This is a genomic window from Roseococcus sp. SYP-B2431, from assembly GCF_004336745.1.
In the GTDB taxonomy this organism is placed as follows: Bacteria; Pseudomonadota; Alphaproteobacteria; order Acetobacterales; family Acetobacteraceae; genus Roseococcus.
Genome location: NZ_SJXD01000025.1, coordinates 232250 through 251520, shown reverse-complemented (window position 1 = coordinate 251520; position 19271 = coordinate 232250). Strand labels below are relative to the sequence as shown.

Annotated in this window: 23 protein-coding genes; 15 read left to right on the top strand and 8 right to left on the bottom strand. The window is 73.2% G+C overall.

The window, feature by feature from the left end:
* Positions 1–6 precede the first annotated feature (6 nt).
* From EJV46_RS12535 to pqqA, 6 genes are all read right to left on the bottom strand, one after another.
* Positions 7–1224 carry a sorbosone dehydrogenase family protein gene (locus EJV46_RS12535; protein ID WP_240782533.1) on the bottom strand — a complete coding sequence of 406 codons (1218 nt, stop codon included), beginning with the start codon at positions 1222–1224 and terminating at the stop codon, positions 7–9.
* A 92-nt stretch (positions 1225–1316) separates the two neighbouring features.
* Positions 1317–2393 (bottom strand): pyrroloquinoline quinone biosynthesis protein PqqE, encoded by a 1077-nt coding sequence (gene pqqE / locus EJV46_RS12530; protein ID WP_131548985.1) that lies wholly within the window; start codon positions 2391–2393, stop codon positions 1317–1319.
* Positions 2390–2647 (bottom strand): pyrroloquinoline quinone biosynthesis peptide chaperone PqqD, encoded by a 258-nt coding sequence (gene pqqD / locus EJV46_RS12525; protein ID WP_240782532.1) that lies wholly within the window; start codon positions 2645–2647, stop codon positions 2390–2392. The genes pqqE and pqqD overlap by 4 nt, the downstream gene beginning before the upstream one ends.
* Before the next feature lie 109 nt (positions 2648–2756).
* Positions 2757–3479 (bottom strand): pyrroloquinoline-quinone synthase PqqC, encoded by a 723-nt coding sequence (gene pqqC / locus EJV46_RS12520; protein ID WP_131548983.1) that lies wholly within the window; start codon positions 3477–3479, stop codon positions 2757–2759.
* Positions 3476–4381 (bottom strand): pyrroloquinoline quinone biosynthesis protein PqqB, encoded by a 906-nt coding sequence (gene pqqB / locus EJV46_RS12515; protein ID WP_131548982.1) that lies wholly within the window; start codon positions 4379–4381, stop codon positions 3476–3478. The genes pqqC and pqqB overlap by 4 nt, the downstream gene beginning before the upstream one ends.
* 35 nt (positions 4382–4416) lie before the next feature.
* Complete coding sequence (gene pqqA, locus EJV46_RS23045; protein WP_206020792.1) at positions 4417–4569, bottom strand: pyrroloquinoline quinone precursor peptide PqqA; 153 nt, start codon at positions 4567–4569, stop codon at positions 4417–4419.
* A gap of 71 nt (positions 4570–4640) precedes the next feature.
* Between pqqA and EJV46_RS12505 the strand changes: the two genes are divergently transcribed.
* On the top strand, positions 4641–5672 hold the full coding sequence (locus tag EJV46_RS12505; protein ID WP_131548981.1) for an aspartate-semialdehyde dehydrogenase: 1032 nt from the start codon (positions 4641–4643) through the stop codon (positions 5670–5672).
* 115 nt (positions 5673–5787) lie between these two features.
* On the top strand, positions 5788–6546 hold the full coding sequence (locus tag EJV46_RS12500) for a polysaccharide deacetylase family protein (protein WP_206020791.1): 759 nt from the start codon (positions 5788–5790) through the stop codon (positions 6544–6546).
* On the opposite strand, the gene EJV46_RS12495 is transcribed toward EJV46_RS12500, so the two are convergent.
* Both EJV46_RS12495 and EJV46_RS12490 read right to left on the bottom strand, forming a co-directional pair.
* A complete protein-coding gene (locus tag EJV46_RS12495) occupies positions 6512–7294 on the bottom strand; it encodes a glycosyltransferase family 2 protein (protein ID WP_131548980.1) in 783 nt (260 codons plus the stop codon). The two genes, EJV46_RS12500 and EJV46_RS12495, sit on opposite strands and share 35 nt — an antisense overlap.
* A gap of 36 nt (positions 7295–7330) precedes the next feature.
* Positions 7331–8143 carry a 1-acyl-sn-glycerol-3-phosphate acyltransferase gene (locus EJV46_RS12490; RefSeq protein WP_165585501.1) on the bottom strand — a complete coding sequence of 271 codons (813 nt, stop codon included), beginning with the start codon at positions 8141–8143 and terminating at the stop codon, positions 7331–7333.
* A gap of 143 nt (positions 8144–8286) precedes the next feature.
* Here EJV46_RS12490 and EJV46_RS12485 point away from each other — a divergent pair, with 143 nt between their 5' ends.
* The 13 genes from EJV46_RS12485 to fabG all read left to right on the top strand — a co-directional run bounded on the left by EJV46_RS12485 (position 8287) and on the right by fabG (position 19253).
* The gene (locus EJV46_RS12485; RefSeq protein WP_240782531.1) at positions 8287–9036 is read left to right on the top strand and encodes a class I SAM-dependent methyltransferase; all 750 of its coding nucleotides are present in this window, start codon (positions 8287–8289) and stop codon (positions 9034–9036) included.
* On the top strand, positions 9033–9701 hold the full coding sequence (locus EJV46_RS12480) for a methyltransferase domain-containing protein (RefSeq protein ID WP_131548978.1): 669 nt from the start codon (positions 9033–9035) through the stop codon (positions 9699–9701). Before EJV46_RS12485 ends, EJV46_RS12480 begins: the two co-directional genes overlap by 4 nt.
* Before the next feature lie 126 nt (positions 9702–9827).
* Positions 9828–10124 (top strand): phosphopantetheine-binding protein, encoded by a 297-nt coding sequence (locus EJV46_RS12475; RefSeq protein WP_131548977.1) that lies wholly within the window; start codon positions 9828–9830, stop codon positions 10122–10124.
* 93 nt (positions 10125–10217) lie between these two features.
* Entirely contained in the window at positions 10218–10736 is a 519-nt protein-coding gene (locus EJV46_RS12470) for a hypothetical protein (protein ID WP_131548976.1), read from the top strand.
* Positions 10726–12033 (top strand): AMP-binding protein, encoded by a 1308-nt coding sequence (locus tag EJV46_RS12465; protein WP_131548975.1) that lies wholly within the window; start codon positions 10726–10728, stop codon positions 12031–12033. The genes EJV46_RS12470 and EJV46_RS12465 overlap by 11 nt, the downstream gene beginning before the upstream one ends.
* The gene (locus EJV46_RS22830) at positions 12030–12302 is read left to right on the top strand and encodes a 3-hydroxyacyl-ACP dehydratase FabZ family protein (RefSeq protein WP_165585500.1); all 273 of its coding nucleotides are present in this window, start codon (positions 12030–12032) and stop codon (positions 12300–12302) included. The genes EJV46_RS12465 and EJV46_RS22830 overlap by 4 nt, the downstream gene beginning before the upstream one ends.
* A complete protein-coding gene (locus tag EJV46_RS12455; protein WP_131548974.1) occupies positions 12302–13228 on the top strand; it encodes a hypothetical protein in 927 nt (308 codons plus the stop codon). The genes EJV46_RS22830 and EJV46_RS12455 overlap by 1 nt, the downstream gene beginning before the upstream one ends.
* Positions 13225–13788: a LolA-related protein gene (locus EJV46_RS12450; RefSeq protein WP_131548973.1), complete on the top strand. Its 564-nt coding sequence runs from the start codon at positions 13225–13227 to the stop codon at positions 13786–13788. The genes EJV46_RS12455 and EJV46_RS12450 overlap by 4 nt, the downstream gene beginning before the upstream one ends.
* Positions 13785–16145, top strand: coding sequence for an MMPL family transporter (locus EJV46_RS12445; protein ID WP_131548972.1), 2361 nt, complete (start codon positions 13785–13787; stop codon positions 16143–16145). The genes EJV46_RS12450 and EJV46_RS12445 overlap by 4 nt, the downstream gene beginning before the upstream one ends.
* Before the next feature lie 3 nt (positions 16146–16148).
* Entirely contained in the window at positions 16149–17333 is a 1185-nt protein-coding gene (locus tag EJV46_RS12440) for a beta-ketoacyl-ACP synthase (protein WP_131548971.1), read from the top strand.
* Between the two features lie 5 nt (positions 17334–17338).
* Entirely contained in the window at positions 17339–18118 is a 780-nt protein-coding gene (locus tag EJV46_RS12435; RefSeq protein ID WP_165585499.1) for a beta-ketoacyl synthase chain length factor, read from the top strand.
* On the top strand, positions 18112–18549 hold the full coding sequence (locus EJV46_RS12430; RefSeq protein WP_131548969.1) for a hydroxymyristoyl-ACP dehydratase: 438 nt from the start codon (positions 18112–18114) through the stop codon (positions 18547–18549). Before EJV46_RS12435 ends, EJV46_RS12430 begins: the two co-directional genes overlap by 7 nt.
* Entirely contained in the window at positions 18546–19253 is a 708-nt protein-coding gene (gene fabG, locus EJV46_RS12425; RefSeq protein WP_240782530.1) for a 3-oxoacyl-ACP reductase FabG, read from the top strand. Before EJV46_RS12430 ends, fabG begins: the two co-directional genes overlap by 4 nt.
* The last annotated feature ends 18 nt before the right edge of the window (positions 19254–19271 follow it).

Below are 19271 nucleotides of genomic sequence, written 5' to 3'. Positions count from 1 at the left end.
GAAGCATCACTGGCGATAGGTGATGCGGTAGATCGCACCCATCTGCTCGTCCGCGACCAGCATGGACCCGTCACGCAGCACCTGGACATCCACCGGACGGCCGAGGAAGCGCTGGTTGGCGTCGTCACGCAGGCCGGTCATGAAGGGCTCGACGCCGGTCACATTGCCCTGCGCGTCGAGTTTCGCCACCACCACGTCGTAGCCGCTCAGCTGCTCCCGGTTCCAGGAGCCGCGAAGGGCGATGAAGGCCTGGTTGCGATACTGCTCGGGGAACATCGTGCCGGTGTAGAAGCGCATGCCGATCGGCGCCGTGTGGCCGCCGAGAAGGGCCGCGGGCTGGGCGAATTCGCCGCAGTTGCGCCCGGCATTCTCCTGCGGGTCGGCCCAGCTGCCGACGCAGAAGGGATAGCCATGATCCTCGCCGCTGCGACGCACCCGGATCAGCGTGTCCTGCGGGGTATCGTTCCCCGCCCAGTCGCGGCCGTGATTGGTGGCCCAGAGCTCACGCGTCACCGGGTGATGCGCGAGGCCCACGCTGTTGCGCACGCCGCGCGCCTCGATCCGGCGGTCGCTGCCGTCCAGGTTGAAGGAGACCAGTAGCGCGAAGCGGTCGCGGTCGACGCTGCAGATGTTGCAGGGCGCGCCGACATTCGTATAGATCCGATTGTCCGGCCCGAGCGACGCGACCTTCCAGAAATGGTTGCCGCCATGGTCCGCCTCGCCCGGCAGGCCGAAGGCCTGCGTCAGTTCGACCGGCGCGGGGACATTGTCGAGATTGGCCTCGATATTGTCGAAGCGCAGCACGCGGTTGAGCGCGAGGACGTAGAGGTTGTTCCCCGCCATCACGATGCCGTTCGGGTTGTTCAGCCCCTGCGCGATGACGCGGGTGCGCGTGCTGCCGTCGGCATTGCGGGTGATGGCGTAGACGCGGCCGATCACGCGGCTTCCGGCGAAGATCGTGCCGTTCGGGCCTTCCGCCATGGCGCGCGCGCCGGGGATGCCATGCGCGAAGACGGCGGCGGAGAAGCCCTCCGGCAGCCGCAGCGCGGCGACCGGCAGGCGGTCGACCGGCGTCACCGTCAGCGTCGGCCCGTGCGGGGCGAGGGTGGAGCCCTCTGGGCGGCCCACGGCCCATCCCGGGACGGCGGGCGCGGGCTGCTGCGCGAGGGCCGGCCCGACGATCAGCGCCGCGGCCATGCCGAGCAGAAGGCGTTTTGTGTTCATGATTTCTCTCCCTGCTGCCCCGCGGGCATGCCCCGGAATGGAAGGCCGAAACCGCCAGGGTTGCAAGTCCGTCCTTCGGCGCCGCGCGCCGGTCAGGAGAATTCGCGGTACCGGAATCGGGCCTCGCCAGCCTCGGCGACGGCGGCCGCCAGCAGCCCGTGGCTCGGCGAGAGCGCACAGGCCGGATCGGTGGCGGCGGCATCGCCCGTCAGCGCGAAGGCCTGGCAGCGGCAGCCGCCCCAGTCGCGCTCGGCATGCGCGCAGCCCCGGCAGGGCGGCGGCATCCAGGCCGTTCCGCGGAAGGCGTTGAAGGCGTCGCTGCCGGTCCAGGCGTCTTCCAGCGAGCTGTCGCGGATGTTCGGAAAGCGCATCCCCGCGATGGATTTCGCCGCATGGCAGGGCAGCACCTCGCCCATCGGCGAGACCGCCAGGAAGCGCCGCCCCCAGCCGCCCATGCAGGCCTTCGGACGCGCGGCGTGGTAGTCCGGCACCACGTAGTCGATGACGAGACGGCCGCGATGCGCCGACCGCGCCTCCTCCACGAGCCGGGTCGCGACATCGAGCTGCGCGCGCGTGGGCAGCAGCGCGTCGCGATTGGCCAGCGCCCAGCCGTAATACTGCACATGCGCGACCTCGAGCCGCTGCGCGCCCCAGTCCAGCGCGATATCGATCAGCTGCGGCAGGTTGTGCAGGTTCTGCCGGTGGACGACGGCGTTGAGCGTGAGCGGCAGGCCCGATGCGCGCACGAGCGCGGCCGCCTGGCGCTTCTTCTCCTGGGCGCCGCGCATCCCGCCGATGCGCTCGGCCCCCGCCTCGTCGGCGTCCTGGACGGAGAGCTGCACATGGTCGAGCCCGGCCTCGACGAGGCGCGCCATCAGCGCCGCGTTGAGCAGCACGCCGGCGGTGATGAGGTTGCTGTAGAGCCCGGCCTCGCGCGCGGCCGCGGTGATCTCGACGATGTCGCGCCGCGCCGTCGGCTCGCCGCCGGAGAGATGGAGCTGGAGGCAGCCGAGCGCGGCCGCCTCACGGAAGACGCGCGCCCATTCGGCGGTGGTCAGCTCGTCCTTCGCGCGCGCCAGCTCGGTCGGGTTGGAGCAATAGGGGCAGCGCAGCGGGCAGCGATGCGTGAGCTCCGCGAGCAGCGCCAGCGGAGGCTCGATCGCGCTCATTCCCGGAGCGCGCCCTTGGCGATCAGGTCACGCAGCATCTCGGCGACATCGGCTCGGATCTCCTCGGCGGGCGCCGCGAATTTTTCCGCGAGCAAGGCAACGATGGCGCCCTCGTCGCGCGTGCCGTCCACGAGGCGCAGCACCTCCAGCGCGGTCTCGTCGGGGAGGAACATACGCTCCGGCGCCATCACGATCCAGCGCGCCCGGGCCTTGTCCTCCTGCAGGCGGACGCCGGGGCCGAATTTCGGGATCACATCGCCTCCGATCGCCGGGCGCGAGCCCGAAGGCGTGGATCGGCGGCGCATCCGGCCTCCGATCGCCGGAGGGCGCAAGCCCGGAGGCGTGAATCGGCGGCCAAGAGCCTCATGGCCGCCAGGCGCCCGGCGGCGGCAGAGCGGGCGCGACATAGGCGAAGTGCAGCGCGTCGAGCTGCGCCCAGAGCAAGTCGCATTTGAAGCGCAGCGCGGCGAGGCAGAGCTCCTGCTTCTCGCGCGTGTCGGCGTGCCGCTTCACGTAGCCCAGCGCGAAATCCACGTCCTGCGGCGCCTGGGTCAGGCGGGGCGTGAAATAGGCCAGCGTCGCTTCGCTCACGAAGTCGTAGCCGCGCAGCATGCCGGCGACGCGCTCCTGGATGATATTCGGGGAGAACATTTCCGTCAGCGAGGAGGCGATGGCCTCCAGGACGCTCTTCTCCCGCACGAAATGGACATAGGCGTCGACGGCATAGCGCGTGCCGGGCAGCAAGCCCTGCAGCGAGACGACATAGTCGCGATCGAGGCCGAGGCCGTCGGTCAACACCAGCCAGCGCTCCACGCCGCCGGGCTTGGAGCCGTCGCCGTCATGGTCCTCGATGCGGCGGCGCCATTCGCGGCGCAGGTCGGTCGTGGGCAGGCGCGCGAGGAGCGAGGCGTCCTTCGCCGGGATGCTGGCCTGGTAGTAGTAGCGGTTGAGCGCCCAGGCCTGGACCTGCGGCTTCGTCAGCTTCCCCGTGTGCAGCAGCCGGTGGAAGGGGTGCAGAATGTGGTAGCGCTCGGCACCGATCGCGCGGAGCTCGGCTTCCAGTTCCTCAGGGCTGAGCAGCGTCACAGCGTGATCTCCATCCCGTCCTCGGCGACCTCCCAGCCCTTCGCGGCGAGATGCGCGCGCTCCGGGCTGTCGTCCAGCAGGGCCGGGTTCGTGTTGTTAAGATGGACATAGACGCGGCGGGAGACGCCCAGCCCCTCGAAGGCCTCCAGCGAGCCGCCCTCGCCCGTCATGGGCATGTGGCCCATGCGGCGGCCGGTCTTCGGGCCCGCGCCGGCGACGATCATCTCGTCGTCGGCGAAGAGCGTGCCGTCGAACAGCACGCAGGCCGCGCCGCGCAGCCGGCGGGACAGCGCCTCCGTCATCATCGCGCAGCCGGGGATATAGTGCAGCGTGGCGCCGCCGGCCGAGATCGCGAGGCCGACCGCCTCGCCGTCCTCCGCCACGCCCGGATCCTCGCCGGCCTCGGCGAAGAGCGGGACCTTCCCGGGAACCGGATAGGCCTCGAAGGTCAGGCCCGCGACCGGATCGAAGCGGGTTTCCAGCGCCATTTTCTCCCGCGTCACGAAACCGGGGTTGAGGGCGCGGAAAATGGGATTCTCATCCAGCACCGCGAGGCCGGGCGCGGCGGCGAAAAGCCGGAAGGGCTGGCGCTCGCGCAGCGTGAGAAGGCCGGCCAGCGTGTCCACCTCCGCCCCCGTCAGCACCACGGCGGCGATGGGCGAGTTGCGCAGGGGTTCATCGCGGGGATGCAGCGCCGGCGTGGCGGCGATCTGCTGGCGCAGGTCGGGCGAGGCGTTCACCACCACCCAATGCGCGCCATCGGCGCTGACGGCCAGCGAGGCCTGGGTCCGGGGCTTGGCCAGGGCATCGCCCGAACGCGCGCGCCGGCAGCCCGGACCAGCCGAGTTCCACTGCGGGAAGCCGCCTCCGGCCCCCGCGCCCAGCACGATCGCGCGCAGCATGTGAAAGGCCCAGGCTCATCGCCTGGGCAAGACTCTCAACCGATCTCGGCGCAGGCGTAGCTGTTGATCTCGAGTGCCAGCGACACTTCGACGATGCGGGGCTTTTTCCAGGCCATGATGTGACTCCCTAACTTGGGCCGGCACTTCGCCGGCCCCCCGAAGATGGCAAGATTGCCCGGGTCCTTCAAGAACCCCGATTGCTGGACGCGGTTGGCCCCGAAGGCGTAAAGCCCGCCCCTGACCTTCTGGAGATGATGCCATGGCCTATCGGGTCGCGATCGTGGGTGCCACCGGGGCGGTGGGGCGCGAGCTGCTGAAGATCCTGGCCGAGCGGAAATTTCCGGTCTCGGAGGTGGTCGCCCTCGCCTCGCCGCGCTCGACCGGCCAGCAGGTCAGCTTCGGCGACGATCAGGTGCTGAAGATCCGCAACCTGGAGACCTACGACTTCACCGGCACCGACATCGCGCTTTTCAGCCCGGGCGCCGCCGTCTCCGCCATTCACGCGCCGCGCGCCGCCGAGCAGGGCTGCGTCGTCATCGACAACACCAGCCAGTTCCGCATGGAGCCGGGCGTGCCGCTGGTCGTGCCCGAGGTGAATCCGCAGGCGCTGGCCCGCTTCCGCAAGCGCAACATCATCGCCAACCCGAATTGCAGCACCATCCAGATGGTGGTGGCGCTCAAGCCGCTGCACGACCTCGCGAAGGTGAAGCGCGTCGTGGTCTCGACCTACCAGTCCGTCTCGGGCGCCGGGAAGGAGGGCATGGACGAGCTCTTCATGCAGACCAAGGGCAGCTTCGTGAACGATTTTCCGACGGCCGAGCAGTTCACCAAGCCGATCGCCTTCAACGTCATCCCCCACATCGACAAGTTCATGGAGGACGGCGCGACCAAGGAGGAATGGAAGATGTCGGTGGAGACCCGGAAGATCCTCGACCCCGACATCCAGGTCATCGCCACCTGCGTGCGGGTGCCGGTGTTCATCGGCCATGCCGAGGCAATCCATGTCGAATTCGAGAACCCGATCAGCGTGGCCCAGGCGACCGCGGCCCTGAAGAAGGCACCGGGCGTCTCGGTCTTCGACAAGCGCGAGGACGCCGGCTACATCACGCCGCTCGACGCGGCCGGCGACGACGAGGTCTTCATCTCCCGCCTGCGCAAGGATCCGACCGTGCCGCACGGCCTGGCCTTCTGGTGCGTCAGCGACAACCTGCGCAAGGGCGCCGCGCTGAACGCCGTGCAGATCGCCGAGGAGCTGCACCGCCAGGGCCTCCTGGCGAAGCAGCCGGCCTGAGGGCAAGGGGATCGACATCGTCCAAAGCCTCCCCGCGCCGCCTCCCGCCAGCCTCGGGGAGTTCCGGCGCGGCCTGGCGCGGTGGTCCCCCTCCCCGGCCATCACCGCCTCGCTGGTGGCGCACGGCGCCGGCGCCGCCGTCCTGGCGGCGATGCCGCAGCTCTGGCCGCCGCTGCTCGGCCTCCTGGCGCTGAACCATGCGGCCCTGACCTGCGGCATGCACCCGCGCAGCGCCATGCTCGGCCCCAACCTGACGCGCCTGCCCGAGGGACATGGGGCGCGCGTGGCCCTGACCTTCGACGACGGACCGGACCCGGAGGTCACGCCCCGGGTGCTGGACCTGCTCGACGCCCAGGGCGCGAAGGCCAGCTTCTTCGTCCTCGGTCGCCGCGCCGAGCGGCATCCCGCGCTGCTGCGCGAGACACTGCGCCGTGGCCATGGCGTCGAGAACCACACGCACGGCCATCCCTATGGCTTCGCCTGCATGGGGCCGGTGGCCCAGTGGCGCGAGATCCGCCGGGCGCAGGACGCCATCCTCGACGCCTGCGGCCAGGCGCCGCGCTACTTCCGCGCGCCCATGGGCCTGCGCAACCCGCTGCTCGATCCCGCGCTGGCGGCCGAGGGGCTCCGCCTTGTCTCCTGGACGCGGCGGGGCCTGGACACGCGGCGCAGACCGCCGGAACGGGTGCTCGCGCGCCTCGCGGACGGGCTGGCGGCGGGCGACATCCTGTTGCTGCATGACGGCTCCCTGTCCCGCCGTCCTGGAGAGGCCGTCGGGGGGCATCTGCCCGTGCTCGACGTGCTCCCCGGCCTGCTACGCCGGATCGCGGAGCAGGGCCTTACCGCGATCGCGCTGCCGCCCCCCGGCGCCTGAGCAGCCAGGGCAGCCGCCAGAGCATCCCCAGGACCAGCCGGAGGTGCATGAAGGTGAGCAAAAGGTTGTCCCGCCCGTAGCGGAAATGCGAGACGCCGCCCTCCTCGGGCCGCAGGTAGCGCACCGGCGCGCTCATGTTGACCGGCCGGACGCCGGCCCAGCACAGCCGCACCGCCGCCTCCGGATCGAAGTCGAAACGGCGCATCCAGGGGTTGCGCTCCATGATCCGGACCAGGGGCGCGATCGGATAGACGCGGAAGCCGAAGAGCGAATCGCCGATGCCGAGGCCGGCCGTCTCCACATTGGCCCACCAGTTGGAGATCCTGCGTCCGCGCACCCGCAGCTGCGGCGCGTCCTCGCCGAAGACGGGGAGGCCCAGGATCATGGCGTCCGGCGCAGCCAGGGCCGCGTCCAGGAAGGCCGGGATCAGCGCGGCCGGGTGCTGGCCGTCGGCATCCATGGTGAGCGCATGGGTGAAGCCTTCCGCCATCGCCGCCCGCATCCCGTGCAGCACGGCCGCGCCCTTGCCGGAATTGCGCGGCAGGAGGAGCACGCGCAGGCCAGGGTCGCCGGCGGCGGCCTCGCGCACCGGGGCGTCGCTGCCGTCGGTGCTGCCGTCCACCACGACCCAGACGTCCGGCCATTCGGCGCGGGCCGCGCGCACCGTCTCCATCAGCTTCATCCCGCTGTCGTAGCTGGGGATGAGCACCAGGGCCTTCGGCTCAGGAGGGTCAGACGGGTGAATCATGCTCTCGATCATTCGTTCGCGAAGGCGCAGGGCGGCTCAGGCGGGCGCCAGCTCGGCGCGGAAGTAATCCTCCAGCCGCTCCAGGAAGGCCTGCGAATCGGCGCCGACCTCGTAGCGCCGCCCGAGCCGGACGCGGAAGACCAGCGGCAGGACCGGCGGCCGCAGCAGCGGCCAGGATTTGGAGAGGTAGGGGTTGTCGGCCTCGATCAGCACCGTCTGCACCGGCGCCCGGGCGGCGCTGGCCATGACGGCGAAGCTGCGGTGCATCGGGTCCACCGGCGGGACCGCGGTGCGGGATCCCTCGGGAAAGATCATGAGCTGCCTCCCCCTTCGGACGGCCTCCGCCGCATCGCGGATCATGGCCAGCGGCGCGTCGTTGCGCACATAGCCCGCCAGCCGGATGCCGCCGCCGAGGAAGAGGCTGTCCCACAGGGCCGCCTTGGTGATGCACACCACCTTCGGCAGCCGCGAGATCAGCAGCACCGCGTCCAGCATGGTGGGGTGGTTGGCGGCGATGACGAGGCCGGGCTCGTGCCGCAGGGCGTCCAGGGCGCGGAGATCGGCGCGCAGCACGCCCGTCATCCGCATGACCCAGAGCGACCAGCGGAAGCCATAGGCGATGCCGAACTGCCCGACGCGCTGGCCATGCCGTCGGGCGGGCCCCGGGGGCAGCAGCAGATAGACCAGGGAGGCCGGGAGGCTCCAGGCGAGGCAGCTGATGCCGAAGACGGCGAGGCAGAAGTAGAAGGCCAGGCGGAAATAGAGCGCGGTCAGGAATCCCTGCCGCTGCCGCCCCTGCCCTGGACCCTGCCTATGGCCCCCTCCTCCTGGCGGCGTCGTCTCTTCCATCGTTCTTCGATTCGTGGCCGTGTTGTCGGGTCGTTGCCCAGGCTTCGTCATCGGGCGGGTGGTGGCGGCAGCGCCCCATGTTATCTTCCGCCGGGTCGGCTCGGAAAGAGACGACGGGATGAAGGTGAGGACGCGTGACGGGCTTGACCAAGGATCTGGAGGCCGGAACCGGCGCGCCGCATGCCCCGCTGCTCGGCTATTACCGCGCGCCGCAGGCCCGTGCCGGCTTCGTCCGCGACCTCTTCGACCGCACCGCGCATTCCTACGACCGGATCAACGGCGTCCTCTCCTTCGGCTCGGGCGGCTGGTACCGCCGGCGGGCGCTGCTGCGCGCGGGGCTGAAGCCGGGGGACCGGATGCTCGACGTCGCGGTCGGCACCGGCCTCGTGGCCCGCGAGGGGCTGGCCATCCTGGACCGTCCGGCAGACGTGATCGGCCTGGACCTCAGCCTCGGCATGCTGGGCGAGGCGCGGCGGGCGCTGGCGATCCCCCTCATCCAGTCCCGCGCGGAGGAGCTGCCCCTGGCCGACGCCAGCCTGGACTTCGTCAGCATGGGCTACGCCCTGCGGCATGTGACGGACCTCCGGCTCCTCTTCGCCGAGTTCCGGCGGGTGCTGCGCCCCGGCGGACGCGTGCTGGTGATGGAGATCGCCCGGCCGGAGAGCCGGATCGGCTATGCCCTGGTGAAGGCCTATGTGGGGCGGGTCGTCCCCGCGCTCAGCCGCCTGCTGGGCGCCGATTCGCGCACCCTCATGCGCTACTACTGGGACACGATCGACGCCTGCGTCCCGCCCGCCGAGATCCTGCGGCAGCTGGGCGAGGCCGGCCTCCAGGACCTGGCCTGCGACACCCAGCTCGGCGCCTTCCGCGCCTACATGGCCCGCCGCCCATGACGGCCGTGGCCGTGCCGGAGCTGCGGCCGCTCGCCGCGCGCGTGGTGGGCCGCTACGCCGGCACATCGCGCTACGCCCGCGGCTTCGTCCGGGGCAAGCTCCTGACCGACCCCGCCACCACCGCGGTCCTGCGGCTGGCGGCGGAGGCGGGCGGCTTCGGCCGGGTGGCGGATCTCGGCTGCGGCCGCGGCCAGGTGGGGCTCGCCCTGCTGCTGGCGGGCCTGGCCGAGAGCGTCGCGGGCCTGGACCTCGATGCCGGCAAGATCCGCGACGCGAATCGGGCGGCGCAGGGCCTCCCGGCCCGGTTCGAGGCGGCCGACCTCGGCCTGGCGCCGGTTCCGGCCTGCGACACCGTGCTGATCTTCGACGTGCTGCTGCAGATGCCGGCCGCCGCCCAGCTGGATCTCGTCGGCCGGATGGCCGCGGCGGCGCGCCAACGGGTGGTGATCCGTGCCTTCGATCCCGATTGCGGCTGGCGCGCCCGGCTGGGCAGCGCGATGGAGGAGGCCGGCCGCCGGCTGCGCGGAGACGGCTCGGACTTCCGGCCCCTGCCGGTCGAGCAGATCGCCGAGCCGCTGCGCCGGCAGGGATTCGTCACCCGGGTCCGGCCCTGCTGGGGCTGGACCCCCCTGCCCAACGTCATGCTGGTCGCGGAACGGCGATGAGCGGATGTCCAGCGGATGTGCCCGGCGTTGCGGGAGCCGCGCGGGCTCTGCTATGAAAGTTGGGGTTGGCACTCAACCATCGGTGTTGGTGCAGCGCTGAACTGCCATCACCCTTGCGGGGAGCCCATGACCACCCAGGACGCCACGGCACTGCAGGCGCAGTCCGCCGATCTTTTCGAGTCCGAAGTCGCGCGGCTGATCGTCGGCGCCCTCTCCCTGGAGATCCCGCCCGAGGAGATCGACCCGGAGGCCCCGCTCTTCGGGGAGGGGCTCGGCCTGGATTCCATCGATGCGCTGGAGATGTCGCTGGTCATCTCCAAGACCTACGGCGTCCAGCTGCGCTCGGACGACGAGCGGAACCACCGCATTTTCGCCTCCCTGCGCAGCCTGGCCGGGCACATCGCCCGGCAGCGGGCGGGCTAGGGCATGATCGCGGCCGGAAGCGCGGATCACGCCCGCAAGACGACGGGCTAGAGGCTCGTCGTGAGCCCTTGCGAACGGAAAAGGCTCTAGGGCGTGTCCCGGCGGCGAGATCGCGCCGGCGAGGGGAGGTCCTGGGCCGGGCCGGCCCTCTGGGCCCTGGCGATCCTGCCCGAGCTGGCGCTGGGCGCGGCGGCCGTCTGGCTGGCCGGCCGGCACGGTCCGGCCCTGGCGGCGATCCTGGTCAATCTCGTGGTCGGGCTGCGCTTCGCCTTGACGCTGCGGCCCGGGGACGTGCCCCTCATCACCCGATATGCGCGCTGCGACCGCATGGGCCTGCCCGCCGAATGCGAGGGCTACACGCGCCGGCTGACGGCCGCCTGGGCGCTGCTGGTCGCCGGCTTCGCGCTGCTGCACGGCCTCACCCTGCTGGATGCCTGGCCGATGGCGGCGGTCGCGCGGGCCCAGGGCATCGCCTTCGTGCTGTTCTTCCTGGGCGAGCATGTGCTGCGCAGCCTGGTGATGCCGCAGCTCGGCCTCGCCACGCCCTGGCGCACCTTTTCCGCGATCTGGCAGGCCAGCACGCAGCGCCCGGACCGCCCCCATGCGGTCTGACGGGACGCTGACCCCGCGCGGGCGCGGCGAGATCATCTTTTACCGCGGCGCGGCCGGGCCGGTCACCGTCGGCGCCTTTCTCGACGCGGCGGCGGCACTGGCGGCGCGGCTGCCCGAGGCGGGCCACGCGGTGAACCTCTGCGGCGACCGCTACCACGCCCTGCTGGGCTTCGCGGCGGCGGTGCTGCGCGGCCACCCGACGCTGCTCGGCGGCGGGCCGGGCGCGGCGCCGGCCTTCCTCGACATGGCGGCCCGGAACTATCCCGGCGCCTATGCGATGGTGGACCAGGAGCGGCCGGGCACGTCCATGCCCCTCTGCCGCGTGGACGCGCCCTCCGCGGCCCCCGCCGCGGGGTGGCCCGCCATCCCGCCCGACCGCGTGGCGGCCATCGCCTTCACCTCCGGCTCCACCGGGCAGCCCACCGCCCATATCAAGCCCTGGGGCGCGCTGGTCCAGGCGGCCGAGGCCGCGGCTCAGCGCTTCGGGCTGCGCGAGGGAGCGGTGACGAGCGTGGTCGCGACCGTCCCGCCGCAGCACATGTACGGCTTCGAGACGACCATGATGCTGCCGCTCCGGGCCGCAGTCGCCATCCATTCGGGCGCGACCTTCTTCCCCTCCGACGTGCGGGACGCCCTGGCCTCGGTGCCCGGGCGCCGCCTCCTTATCACCACGCCGCTGCACCTGCGCGCGCTGGTGGCGGAAGGCCGGCCACTGGCGCCGCTCGCGGCGGTCATCTCCGCCACCGCGCCCCTGCCGCGCGAGACGGCCGAGGCGGTGGAGCGCGACTGGGGCACGCCCATGCTCGAGATCTACGGCGCCAGCGAGGCCGGCTCCATGGCCAGCCGCCGCACCGTCGAGGGCGATCGCTGGCTGCCCTATCCCGGGCTGAAGCTGCGCCCCGGCGTCGCGACCGTGCCGGGGATCGGCGAGGTCGCGCTGTCCGATGCCCTGGAATTCGATCCCGACGGGCGCTTCCGGCTGATGGGCCGCCTCTCCGACCTGGTGAAGCTCGGCGGCAAGCGCGCCTCCCTGGCCGAGCTCAACCGGACCCTGGCCGGCGTGCAGGGCGTGATCGACGGGGTCTTCGTCGCGCCGGAGGACCTCGACAGCAATCCGACCTCCCGGCTGACGGCCTATGTCGTGGCCCCCGGCCGCTCGGCCGACGACATCCTCGGCGCGCTGCGCGGGCGGGTGGACCCGGCCTTCCTGCCGCGGCGGATGATCCTGGTGGACGCCCTCCCCCGCGATGCGGTAGGCAAGCTGCCGAAGCGGGCGCTGGCGGCGCTCGACCCGTGACGGCGCGCTTCACCGTGCCGGCGGACCATCCCTGCCTGCCCGGCCATTTTCCAGGCCGGCCGGTCGTGCCGGGCGTGCTGCTGCTGGATGCGGTCCTGCGGGCGGCGGCCGGCCTGGGCGACGCCCCGGTTCGCATCCGCCGCGCCAAGTTCGCCGCCCCGGTCGCGCCCGGCGCCGAGGTCGAGATCCGCTTCGAGAGCCGGGCCGGCGGCCGCACCGGCTTCACCTGCCGCTGCGGCGGGACCACCGTCCTGCTGGGCGAGCTCTGATGCGAGGCACGCCCGCGGCCGGCGCGATCCCCGCCGCGGCCTGGACGGCGACGCCGGAGCGCGGCAGCGACGGGGTCATCCGGGCCATGATCTGGATCGCCCGCCGTCTCGGCTGGAGGACGGCGCAGGTCCTGCTCCATCCGGTCACAGCCTATTTCCTGGCCTCCTCGCCCCGGCAGCAGGCCGTGTCGCGCACCTATCTCGGCCGCGCCCTGGGGCGGCCGGCCGGGCTGCGGGACCTCTGGCGCCTCTACTTCGCCTTCGCCTCGACCATCCTGGACCGGGTCTGGCTGGTGCCCGGCGAGACGCGCGGCTTCACCCTGGAGATCTGCGGGCTGGAAGCCTTGCGCGCGATCATCGCCGAGGGCCGCGGCTGCCTCCTCTTCGGCGCGCATTTCGGCAGCTTCGAGGCGTTGCGCGCGGTGGCCGATGCGGGCTCGCCCGTCGAGGTCTCGGTGCTGATGCACGAGGCCAATGCGCGGCTGAAGGCCATCATCGACGCCCTGGGCGGGCCGAACCGCGCCAGCGCCGTGATCCCGCTGGGCGAGCCGGATTCCATGCTCCGCGTGCGCGAGGCCCTGGAGGCGGGCGGGCTGGTGGGCCTGCTGGCCGACCGGATTCCCCGCGGCGATCGCGTCCGGCGCGTGGATTTCCTGGGCCACCCGGCGCCGCTGCCGACCGGCCCGCATCTGCTGGCCGAGGTGCTGGGCGCGCCCGTCATGCTGGCCTTCGGGGTCTGGCGCGGCCCGCGCCGCTACGAGGTGCGGTTCGAGGCGTTCTCCCCCGGCGGGGCGAGCCCCCGGGCGGGCCGGGAGCAGGCCGTCTCGGCCTCCGTCGCGCGCTACGCGGCGCGGCTGGAGGCGATGTGCCGGGAGCACCCCTACAACTGGTTCAACTTCCACAACTTCTGGGCGGAAGAGCCGTGAGGCGGCGGCTGACCCTCGCGCTGCTGATCTCCGGCCCGGCGCTCGCCCAGGAAGACGAACTCTCCCAACTCATGCGCTCGCTCGCCGCCGTGCGCGAGCGGCGCGACCGTTTCACCGAGGAGCGGGCCATCCCCGAGCTGGACCTGCCCTTGCCCAATGAGGGCACGCTCTCCTGGTCGGCGCCGGACAGGCTGGAGAAGCACACGCTCTCGCCCATCGACGAACGCCTCACCGTCTCGGGCGGCCGCCTCCTCTACGAGCGGCGCGACCGCGACGTCCGCCGGGAGTTCTCGCTGGCCGACCAGCCCGAGATGCAGGCGCTGGTGGAGGCCATCCGCGGCACGCTGGCCGGCGACCTCCCGGCCCTGCGCCGCCACTACGAGGTCGCCCTCGAAGGCCGGCACGACGACGCCTGGCGCCTCGTCCTGCGCCCGACCTCGATGCGGATCCGCGCCTCGGTGCAGCGCATCCTCGTCACGGGCCAGGGTGCCCAGCCAACCGGGGTGGACACCGAGGGCCATGGCGGCGTGACCCGCATGAGGATCCGCCCCGGCCCATGAGGCGCCTGCTGGCCGCACTCCTGGTCCTGGCGGTGGCGGGCGGGCTCCTGGCCTGGCGCGTCCCGCCGCGCGCCGACCTCGTCGAGTTCCTCCCTGCCGGCCGCACGCCCGCCAGCGCCTTCCTGTTCCGCGAGTTGCGGAGCGGCGCGGCGACGACCCTGCTGCTGGCCGCCATCGAGGGCGCGCCGCGGGAGGAGCTGGCCCGGCTCTCCCGCGAGACGGCGGCGGGCCTGCGCGCTTCCGGCCGCTTCGCCTTCGTGGGCGACGGCAGCCTGCGCATCGCCGAGGCGGAGGAGGCCTTCCTGTTCCGCCATCGCTACCTCCTCTCGCCGGACACGGTGCCGGAGAGCTTCACCGCGGCGGCGCTCCGCCCGAAGCTGGAGGCGCTGCTGGACGGGCTGCGCTCCGCCGCCGCGCCCCTGCTGGCGCGCTTCGGCTTCGCCGACCCGACCGGCGCCTTCCTGGGCCTGGCCGCCGGCTGGCTGGACGACAGCCGGATCGAGAGCGCCGACGGCGCCTGGTTCGCGCCGCGGGAGGAAGGGCGCGGGGCGCGCGCGCTGCTGGTGGCGCGGGGCCAGGGCGCCGGCCTCGATGCGGAGGCGCAGCAGGCGGCCATGGACGCCTTCCGCGCCGCCTTCGAGGCTGCCCGGCCCGGAGAGGCACGGCTGCTGCTGAGCGGGCCCGGCGTCTTCGCCGCCGCTGCCGCGGCGCAGATCCGCGGCGACGTGGAGATGATCACCCTGGCCTCGGCGGCGCTGCTCGGGGCCTTCCTCTTCTGGCGCTTCCGCTCGCCGATGCTGCTCGGCGCGGTCGCGGTGCCGCTGCTGGCGGCGACGGTGGCCGGCTATGCGGCGGCGGCCGCACTCTTCGGCTCCGTCCACGCCATCTCGCTGGGCTTCGGCATGACCATGCTGGGCGTGACGGTGGACTATCCCATCCTGCTCCTGACCCTGCGCCGGCCGGACGAGACCTTGGCGGAGGCGGCGGCGCGCATCTGGCCGACGCTGCGCCTCGCCGCGGTCTCGGCGGCGGCCGGGCTGCTGGCCATGCTCGGATCGGGGCTGCCGGGCCTCGTGCAGATCGGCGTCTTCGCCGGGGCCGGGCTGCTGGCGGCGGCCGCCACGACGTGCTGGGGGCTGCCGCGCCTGATTCCGGCAGGGGCCCGCATCGCCGCGCGCCCGCTGCCGGGGTGGATGTCCCGGGCGCTGGCCGCCTTGCGGGGGCGGCGGCGCTGGGCCTTCGGCGCGATCCTCGCCGCCCTCGCGGTCCTGGCGGCGACAGGCGGCCCCCCCTGGCAGCGCGACCTCGCGGCCCTCAGCCCCATCCCGGCGGCGCAGCAGGCGCTGGATGGGGAGCTGCGCGGCCAGCTCGGCGCGCCGGACGTGCGCAGCCTCTTCGTCATCGGCCCCGGCACGGAAGCCGAGGTGCTGGCCCGCTCCGAAGCGCTGTCCGCCGCCATCCGCCCTCTCGTCGGGCGCGGGCTGCTCGCGGGCCTGGACCTCCCGAGCCGCTACCTGCCGAGCCCTGGCCTCCAGCGGCAGCGGCAGGCCGCCCTGCCGGATTCCGGCGCCCTCGCCGGGGCGATCCGCTCCGCCGCCGAAGGCCTGCCCTTCCGCCCCACGGCCTTCGCGCCCTTCCTGGCAGCGGTGGAGGAGAGCCGCACCTGGCCGACCCTCGACGCGGCGGGCTTCGCGGAGGGCGCCCCCACGATCTCCGCCCGGCTCTCCCCGCTGATCAGCCGGCACGGGGGGCAGGTCTGGGGCATCGCCCCGGCGAGCGGCGTCACCGATCCCGCGGCCCTGGAAGCGGCCGCCCGCGCCCTGAACCTGCCCGGCGTGTTGTTCCTCGACGTGAAGCTCGAGATGGAGCGCCTGCTGGCGGATTACGGCGCGACGACGCTGCGCTGGGCGATGGCCGGCGCGGCGCTGGTCGTGGCGCTGCTGATGGCCGGGCTCCGTGGCCTTCGCGCCGGAATGGTCGTGGCGTTGCCCATCGGCGGGGCGGTCGTGGTGGCCCTGGCGGTGCTGGCGCTCTCCGGCGAGGCGATCGGCCTCTTCCACCTGGCGGCGCTTCTGCTGCTCGCCGGCCTCGCCATTGATTATTCGCTGTTCCTCGCGATAAGGGACAGCGATCAAGCCCCCCCACAGAATGCGCCGGCCAACGGCGGCGGCCCGCATTGCGATGACCACAGACCAGGAGCCGTTTTGACCTGCGCGATCTCAACGCTGCTCACCTTCGGCCTCCTCGCGCTCTGTGACACGCCCGTGCTGCACGGCATCGGCCTGACCGTGGCGGTCGGCGTGGCGGCCGCCTTCCTGCTGGCCTGCGCCCTCTCGGCGCCCGCCCGGGAGCGCTGAGCGATGTGGCCGCTCGCCATCACGGGCCGCAGCCTCGTGACCGCGCTGGGCACGGGCACGAACAGCCTGCGGGAGGCGCTGCGGGCCCGCCGCGGCGGGCTGGCCCCCTGCGGATTCCCCGGCGCGCCGGACGGAATCTGGGTCGGCGCGGTCCAGGGACTCGAGGGCGCGGCGCCGCCCCCGGCGCTGGCGGGCTTCGACTGCCGCAACAACCGCCTCGCCGAGCTCGCCCTGCGCGCCGACGGCTTCGAGGCCGCCGTGGCCGAGGCGCGCGCGCGCCATGGCGCGGACCGGGTTGCCGTGATCGTCGGCACCAGCACGGCCGGCATCGAGGAGACCGAGCGGGCCCATGCCCGCCGCGCGCCCGGCGAGACCGCGCTGCCGGCCGATTTCGACTATGCGCGCACCCATGACCTCCAGGCGCTGGCCAACTACCTCCGCGCGCGCCTCGGCCTCGCCGGCCCGGCGCTGGTGGTCTCCACCGCCTGCACCTCCGGCGCACGGGCGATCATGCAGGCCGCCACGCTGATCGCCGGCGGCCTGGCCGACGCCGCCGTCACGGGCGGGGTGGACAGCCTCTGCCGGCTGACGCTGAACGGCTTCAACGCGCTGGAGCTGCTGAGCCCCGGCCCCACCCGCCCCTGCGCCGGTGACCGCGACGGCATCTCCATCGGCGAGGCGGCCGGGCTGCTTCTGCTGGAGCGGCCCTCGGACGCGCGCCCCGGCGCGCCGCTGCTGCTGGGCGCCGGTGCCAGCAGCGACGGCCATCACATGTCCTCGCCGCATCCGGACGGGCTGGGCGCGGTCGGCGCCATGCGCGCCGCGCTGGCCGCGGCCGGATTCACCCCGGCGGAGATCGGCTACGTGAACCTCCACGGCACCGGCACCCGCGCCAATGACGCCATGGAGGACCGCGCCGTCCATCATGTCTTCGGCGATGCGGTGCCCTGCAGCTCCACCAAGGGCTGGATAGGGCACACGCTGGGCGCCTCGGGCGCCGTCGAGGCGATCCTGGCGACCCTCGCCATCGAGGACGGGCTGATCCCGGGCTGCCTCGGCATCGAGGCCCCGGACCCCGCTTTTCAGGCCCGGGTGGCGACCGCCAACACCCCTGCGGCGTTGAAGCGGGTGATGAGCAATTCCTTCGGCTTCGGCGGCAGCAATTGCAGCCTGATCCTCGGGGCTTGAGGCCCTTGCGGTGTTTCGTCGGGGGCCTCTCCGTGCTCGGGCCCGGCCTGCCGGGCTGGTCCGCCTCGGAGCCCGTGCTGGCGGGCCTGGCGCCCTGGTCCTTCGCGGAGGCGGCCGCGCCGCCGCCGGCCCTCCTCGGGCCCGCGGAACGCCGCCGTGCGGGCGCGACCGTCCGCTTCGCGCTGGCCGCCGCCCTGGAGGCGACGGAGGGCGAGGACCGCGCGGCGATCGAGACCGTCTTCGCCAGCGCCAATGGCGACGGGGCGGTGATCGGGGCCATGATGGCGGCGATGCACGAGCCCGGAGGCGCGATCTCGCCCACCCAGTTCCACAACTCCGTGCACAACGCCGCCGCCGGCTACTGGCACATCGCGGCCGGCTCGACCGCGCCCTCGCTGAGCCTCGGCGGGCATGACGGTGCCTTCGCGGCCGGGCTGCTGGCCGCCATGAGCTCGGTAGCGGCCGGCGCAAAGCCCATCCTGCTCTGCGCCTATGACGCGCCCATGCCGCCGCCCTTCGACGCGGTGCGGCGGACGGACTTCGCCTTCGCCGCGGCGATGGTCCTGCGCGTGAGGCCGGAGGGAGCCCGGGCGGAGCTGGAGCTGGCCTATCGCGAGGGCGCCGCGCCGTTCGCCCCCTCCGAGGGGCTGGACGCGCTGGCCGAGGGGAACGCCGCCGCGCGCGCCCTCCCGCTCCTGCGCGCCCTGGCCGGCCGCCGCGCGGCGGTGCTGCGCCTGCCCTATCTCGATGACGCGCATCTGGAGCTTCGGGTCGCGCCATGCTGACGGCGCCGATCCTGCGGGCGGACATCGCCCGGCTCGTGCCGCATCAGGGCGCCATGTGCCTGCTGGACCGGGCCGTGCTGTGGGACGGCTCCCGGATCGTCTGCGAGACGGAGCGCCATCGCGACCCGGCCCATCCACTGTGCCGCGACGGCCTGCTGCCGGCGGTCTGCGGCGTCGAGTTCGCGCTGCAGGCCATGGCGCTGCACGGCGCGCTGACCTCCGGCGCGCCGCAGCCCGTAGGCTTCGTCAGCAGCCTGCGAGATCTCGCGCTGGATGCGGACCGGCTGGACGATGTGCCCGGCCCGCTGCGGATCGAAGCCACGGCCCTGGTCGCGGAGGCCGCGGGCTTCATCTACCGATTCGAGATCTCCGCCGGCGACCGGGCGCTGATCGGTGGCCAGGCCGCCATCATCCTGCGAAGGGCCGAATGATGCGCCGCGCCCTGGTGACCGGCGGCTCCAGCCCGATCGGCTCGGCCATCTGCCGGCGCCTCGCGACCGAGGGGCACGAGGTGCTGGTCCATGCCCATGGCAACCTTGGCCGGGCCGAGGCCCTGGCCGCGGAGATCGATGGAGCCGCCTTCGCCTGCGACCTCACCGACGTTCCCGCCACGGCGGCGGCGCTGGAAGGCCTGCTCGCGGCCGGGCCCATACAGATTCTCGTGCACAATGCCGGCACGCATGACGACGTGCCGCTCGCCGGCATGTCCGAGGCGCAATGGCGGGGCGTGGTCGACGTGACCCTGACCGGCTTCTACGCCGCGCTGCGGCCGCTGATCCTGCCGATGATCGGCACGCGCTGGGGGCGGATCGTCGCCATCTCCTCGATCTCGGGCCTGCTCGGCAATCGCGGCCAGGCGAATTACGCGGCGGCGAAGGCCGGGCTGATCGGCGCGGTGAAGTCCGTCTCGCTGGAATACGCCTCGCGCGGCGTGACGGCGAATGTCGTGGCGCCGGGCATCATCGAAAGCCCGGCCGTGGCCGCCGCGATGCCGCGCGAGCGCATCGCCGAACTGGTGCCGGCGCGCCGCGCCGGGCGGCCCGAGGAGGTGGCGGAGCTCGTCGCCTTCCTGGCTTCCGAGCGCGCCGCCTATATCTCCGGCCAGACCGTTGCCGTCAGCGGCGGGCTGGGCTGATCGCCTCGGGAGGGGCCG

Bases quoted from the DNA above. Each gene is read 5' to 3' on its own strand.
- EJV46_RS12535 (WP_240782533.1), bottom strand. From the start codon at position 1,224: ATGAACACAAAACGCCTTCTGCTCGGCATGGCCGCGGCGCTGATCGTC.
- pqqE (WP_131548985.1), bottom strand. From the start codon at position 2,393: ATGAGCGCGATCGAGCCTCCGCTGGCGCTGCTCGCGGAGCTCACGCAT.
- pqqB (WP_131548982.1), bottom strand. From the start codon at position 4,381: ATGCTGCGCGCGATCGTGCTGGGCGCGGGGGCCGGAGGCGGCTTCCCG.
- EJV46_RS12505 (WP_131548981.1), top strand. From the start codon at position 4,641: ATGGCCTATCGGGTCGCGATCGTGGGTGCCACCGGGGCGGTGGGGCGC.
- EJV46_RS12495 (WP_131548980.1), bottom strand. From the start codon at position 7,294: ATGATTCACCCGTCTGACCCTCCTGAGCCGAAGGCCCTGGTGCTCATC.
- EJV46_RS12490 (WP_165585501.1), bottom strand. From the start codon at position 8,143: ATGGAAGAGACGACGCCGCCAGGAGGAGGGGGCCATAGGCAGGGTCCA.
- EJV46_RS12480 (WP_131548978.1), top strand. From the start codon at position 9,033: ATGACGGCCGTGGCCGTGCCGGAGCTGCGGCCGCTCGCCGCGCGCGTG.
- EJV46_RS12475 (WP_131548977.1), top strand. From the start codon at position 9,828: ATGACCACCCAGGACGCCACGGCACTGCAGGCGCAGTCCGCCGATCTT.
- EJV46_RS12465 (WP_131548975.1), top strand. From the start codon at position 10,726: ATGCGGTCTGACGGGACGCTGACCCCGCGCGGGCGCGGCGAGATCATC.
- EJV46_RS12455 (WP_131548974.1), top strand. From the start codon at position 12,302: ATGCGAGGCACGCCCGCGGCCGGCGCGATCCCCGCCGCGGCCTGGACG.
- EJV46_RS12445 (WP_131548972.1), top strand. From the start codon at position 13,785: ATGAGGCGCCTGCTGGCCGCACTCCTGGTCCTGGCGGTGGCGGGCGGG.
- EJV46_RS12440 (WP_131548971.1), top strand. From the start codon at position 16,149: ATGTGGCCGCTCGCCATCACGGGCCGCAGCCTCGTGACCGCGCTGGGC.
- EJV46_RS12430 (WP_131548969.1), top strand. From the start codon at position 18,112: ATGCTGACGGCGCCGATCCTGCGGGCGGACATCGCCCGGCTCGTGCCG.
- fabG (WP_240782530.1), top strand. From the start codon at position 18,546: ATGATGCGCCGCGCCCTGGTGACCGGCGGCTCCAGCCCGATCGGCTCG.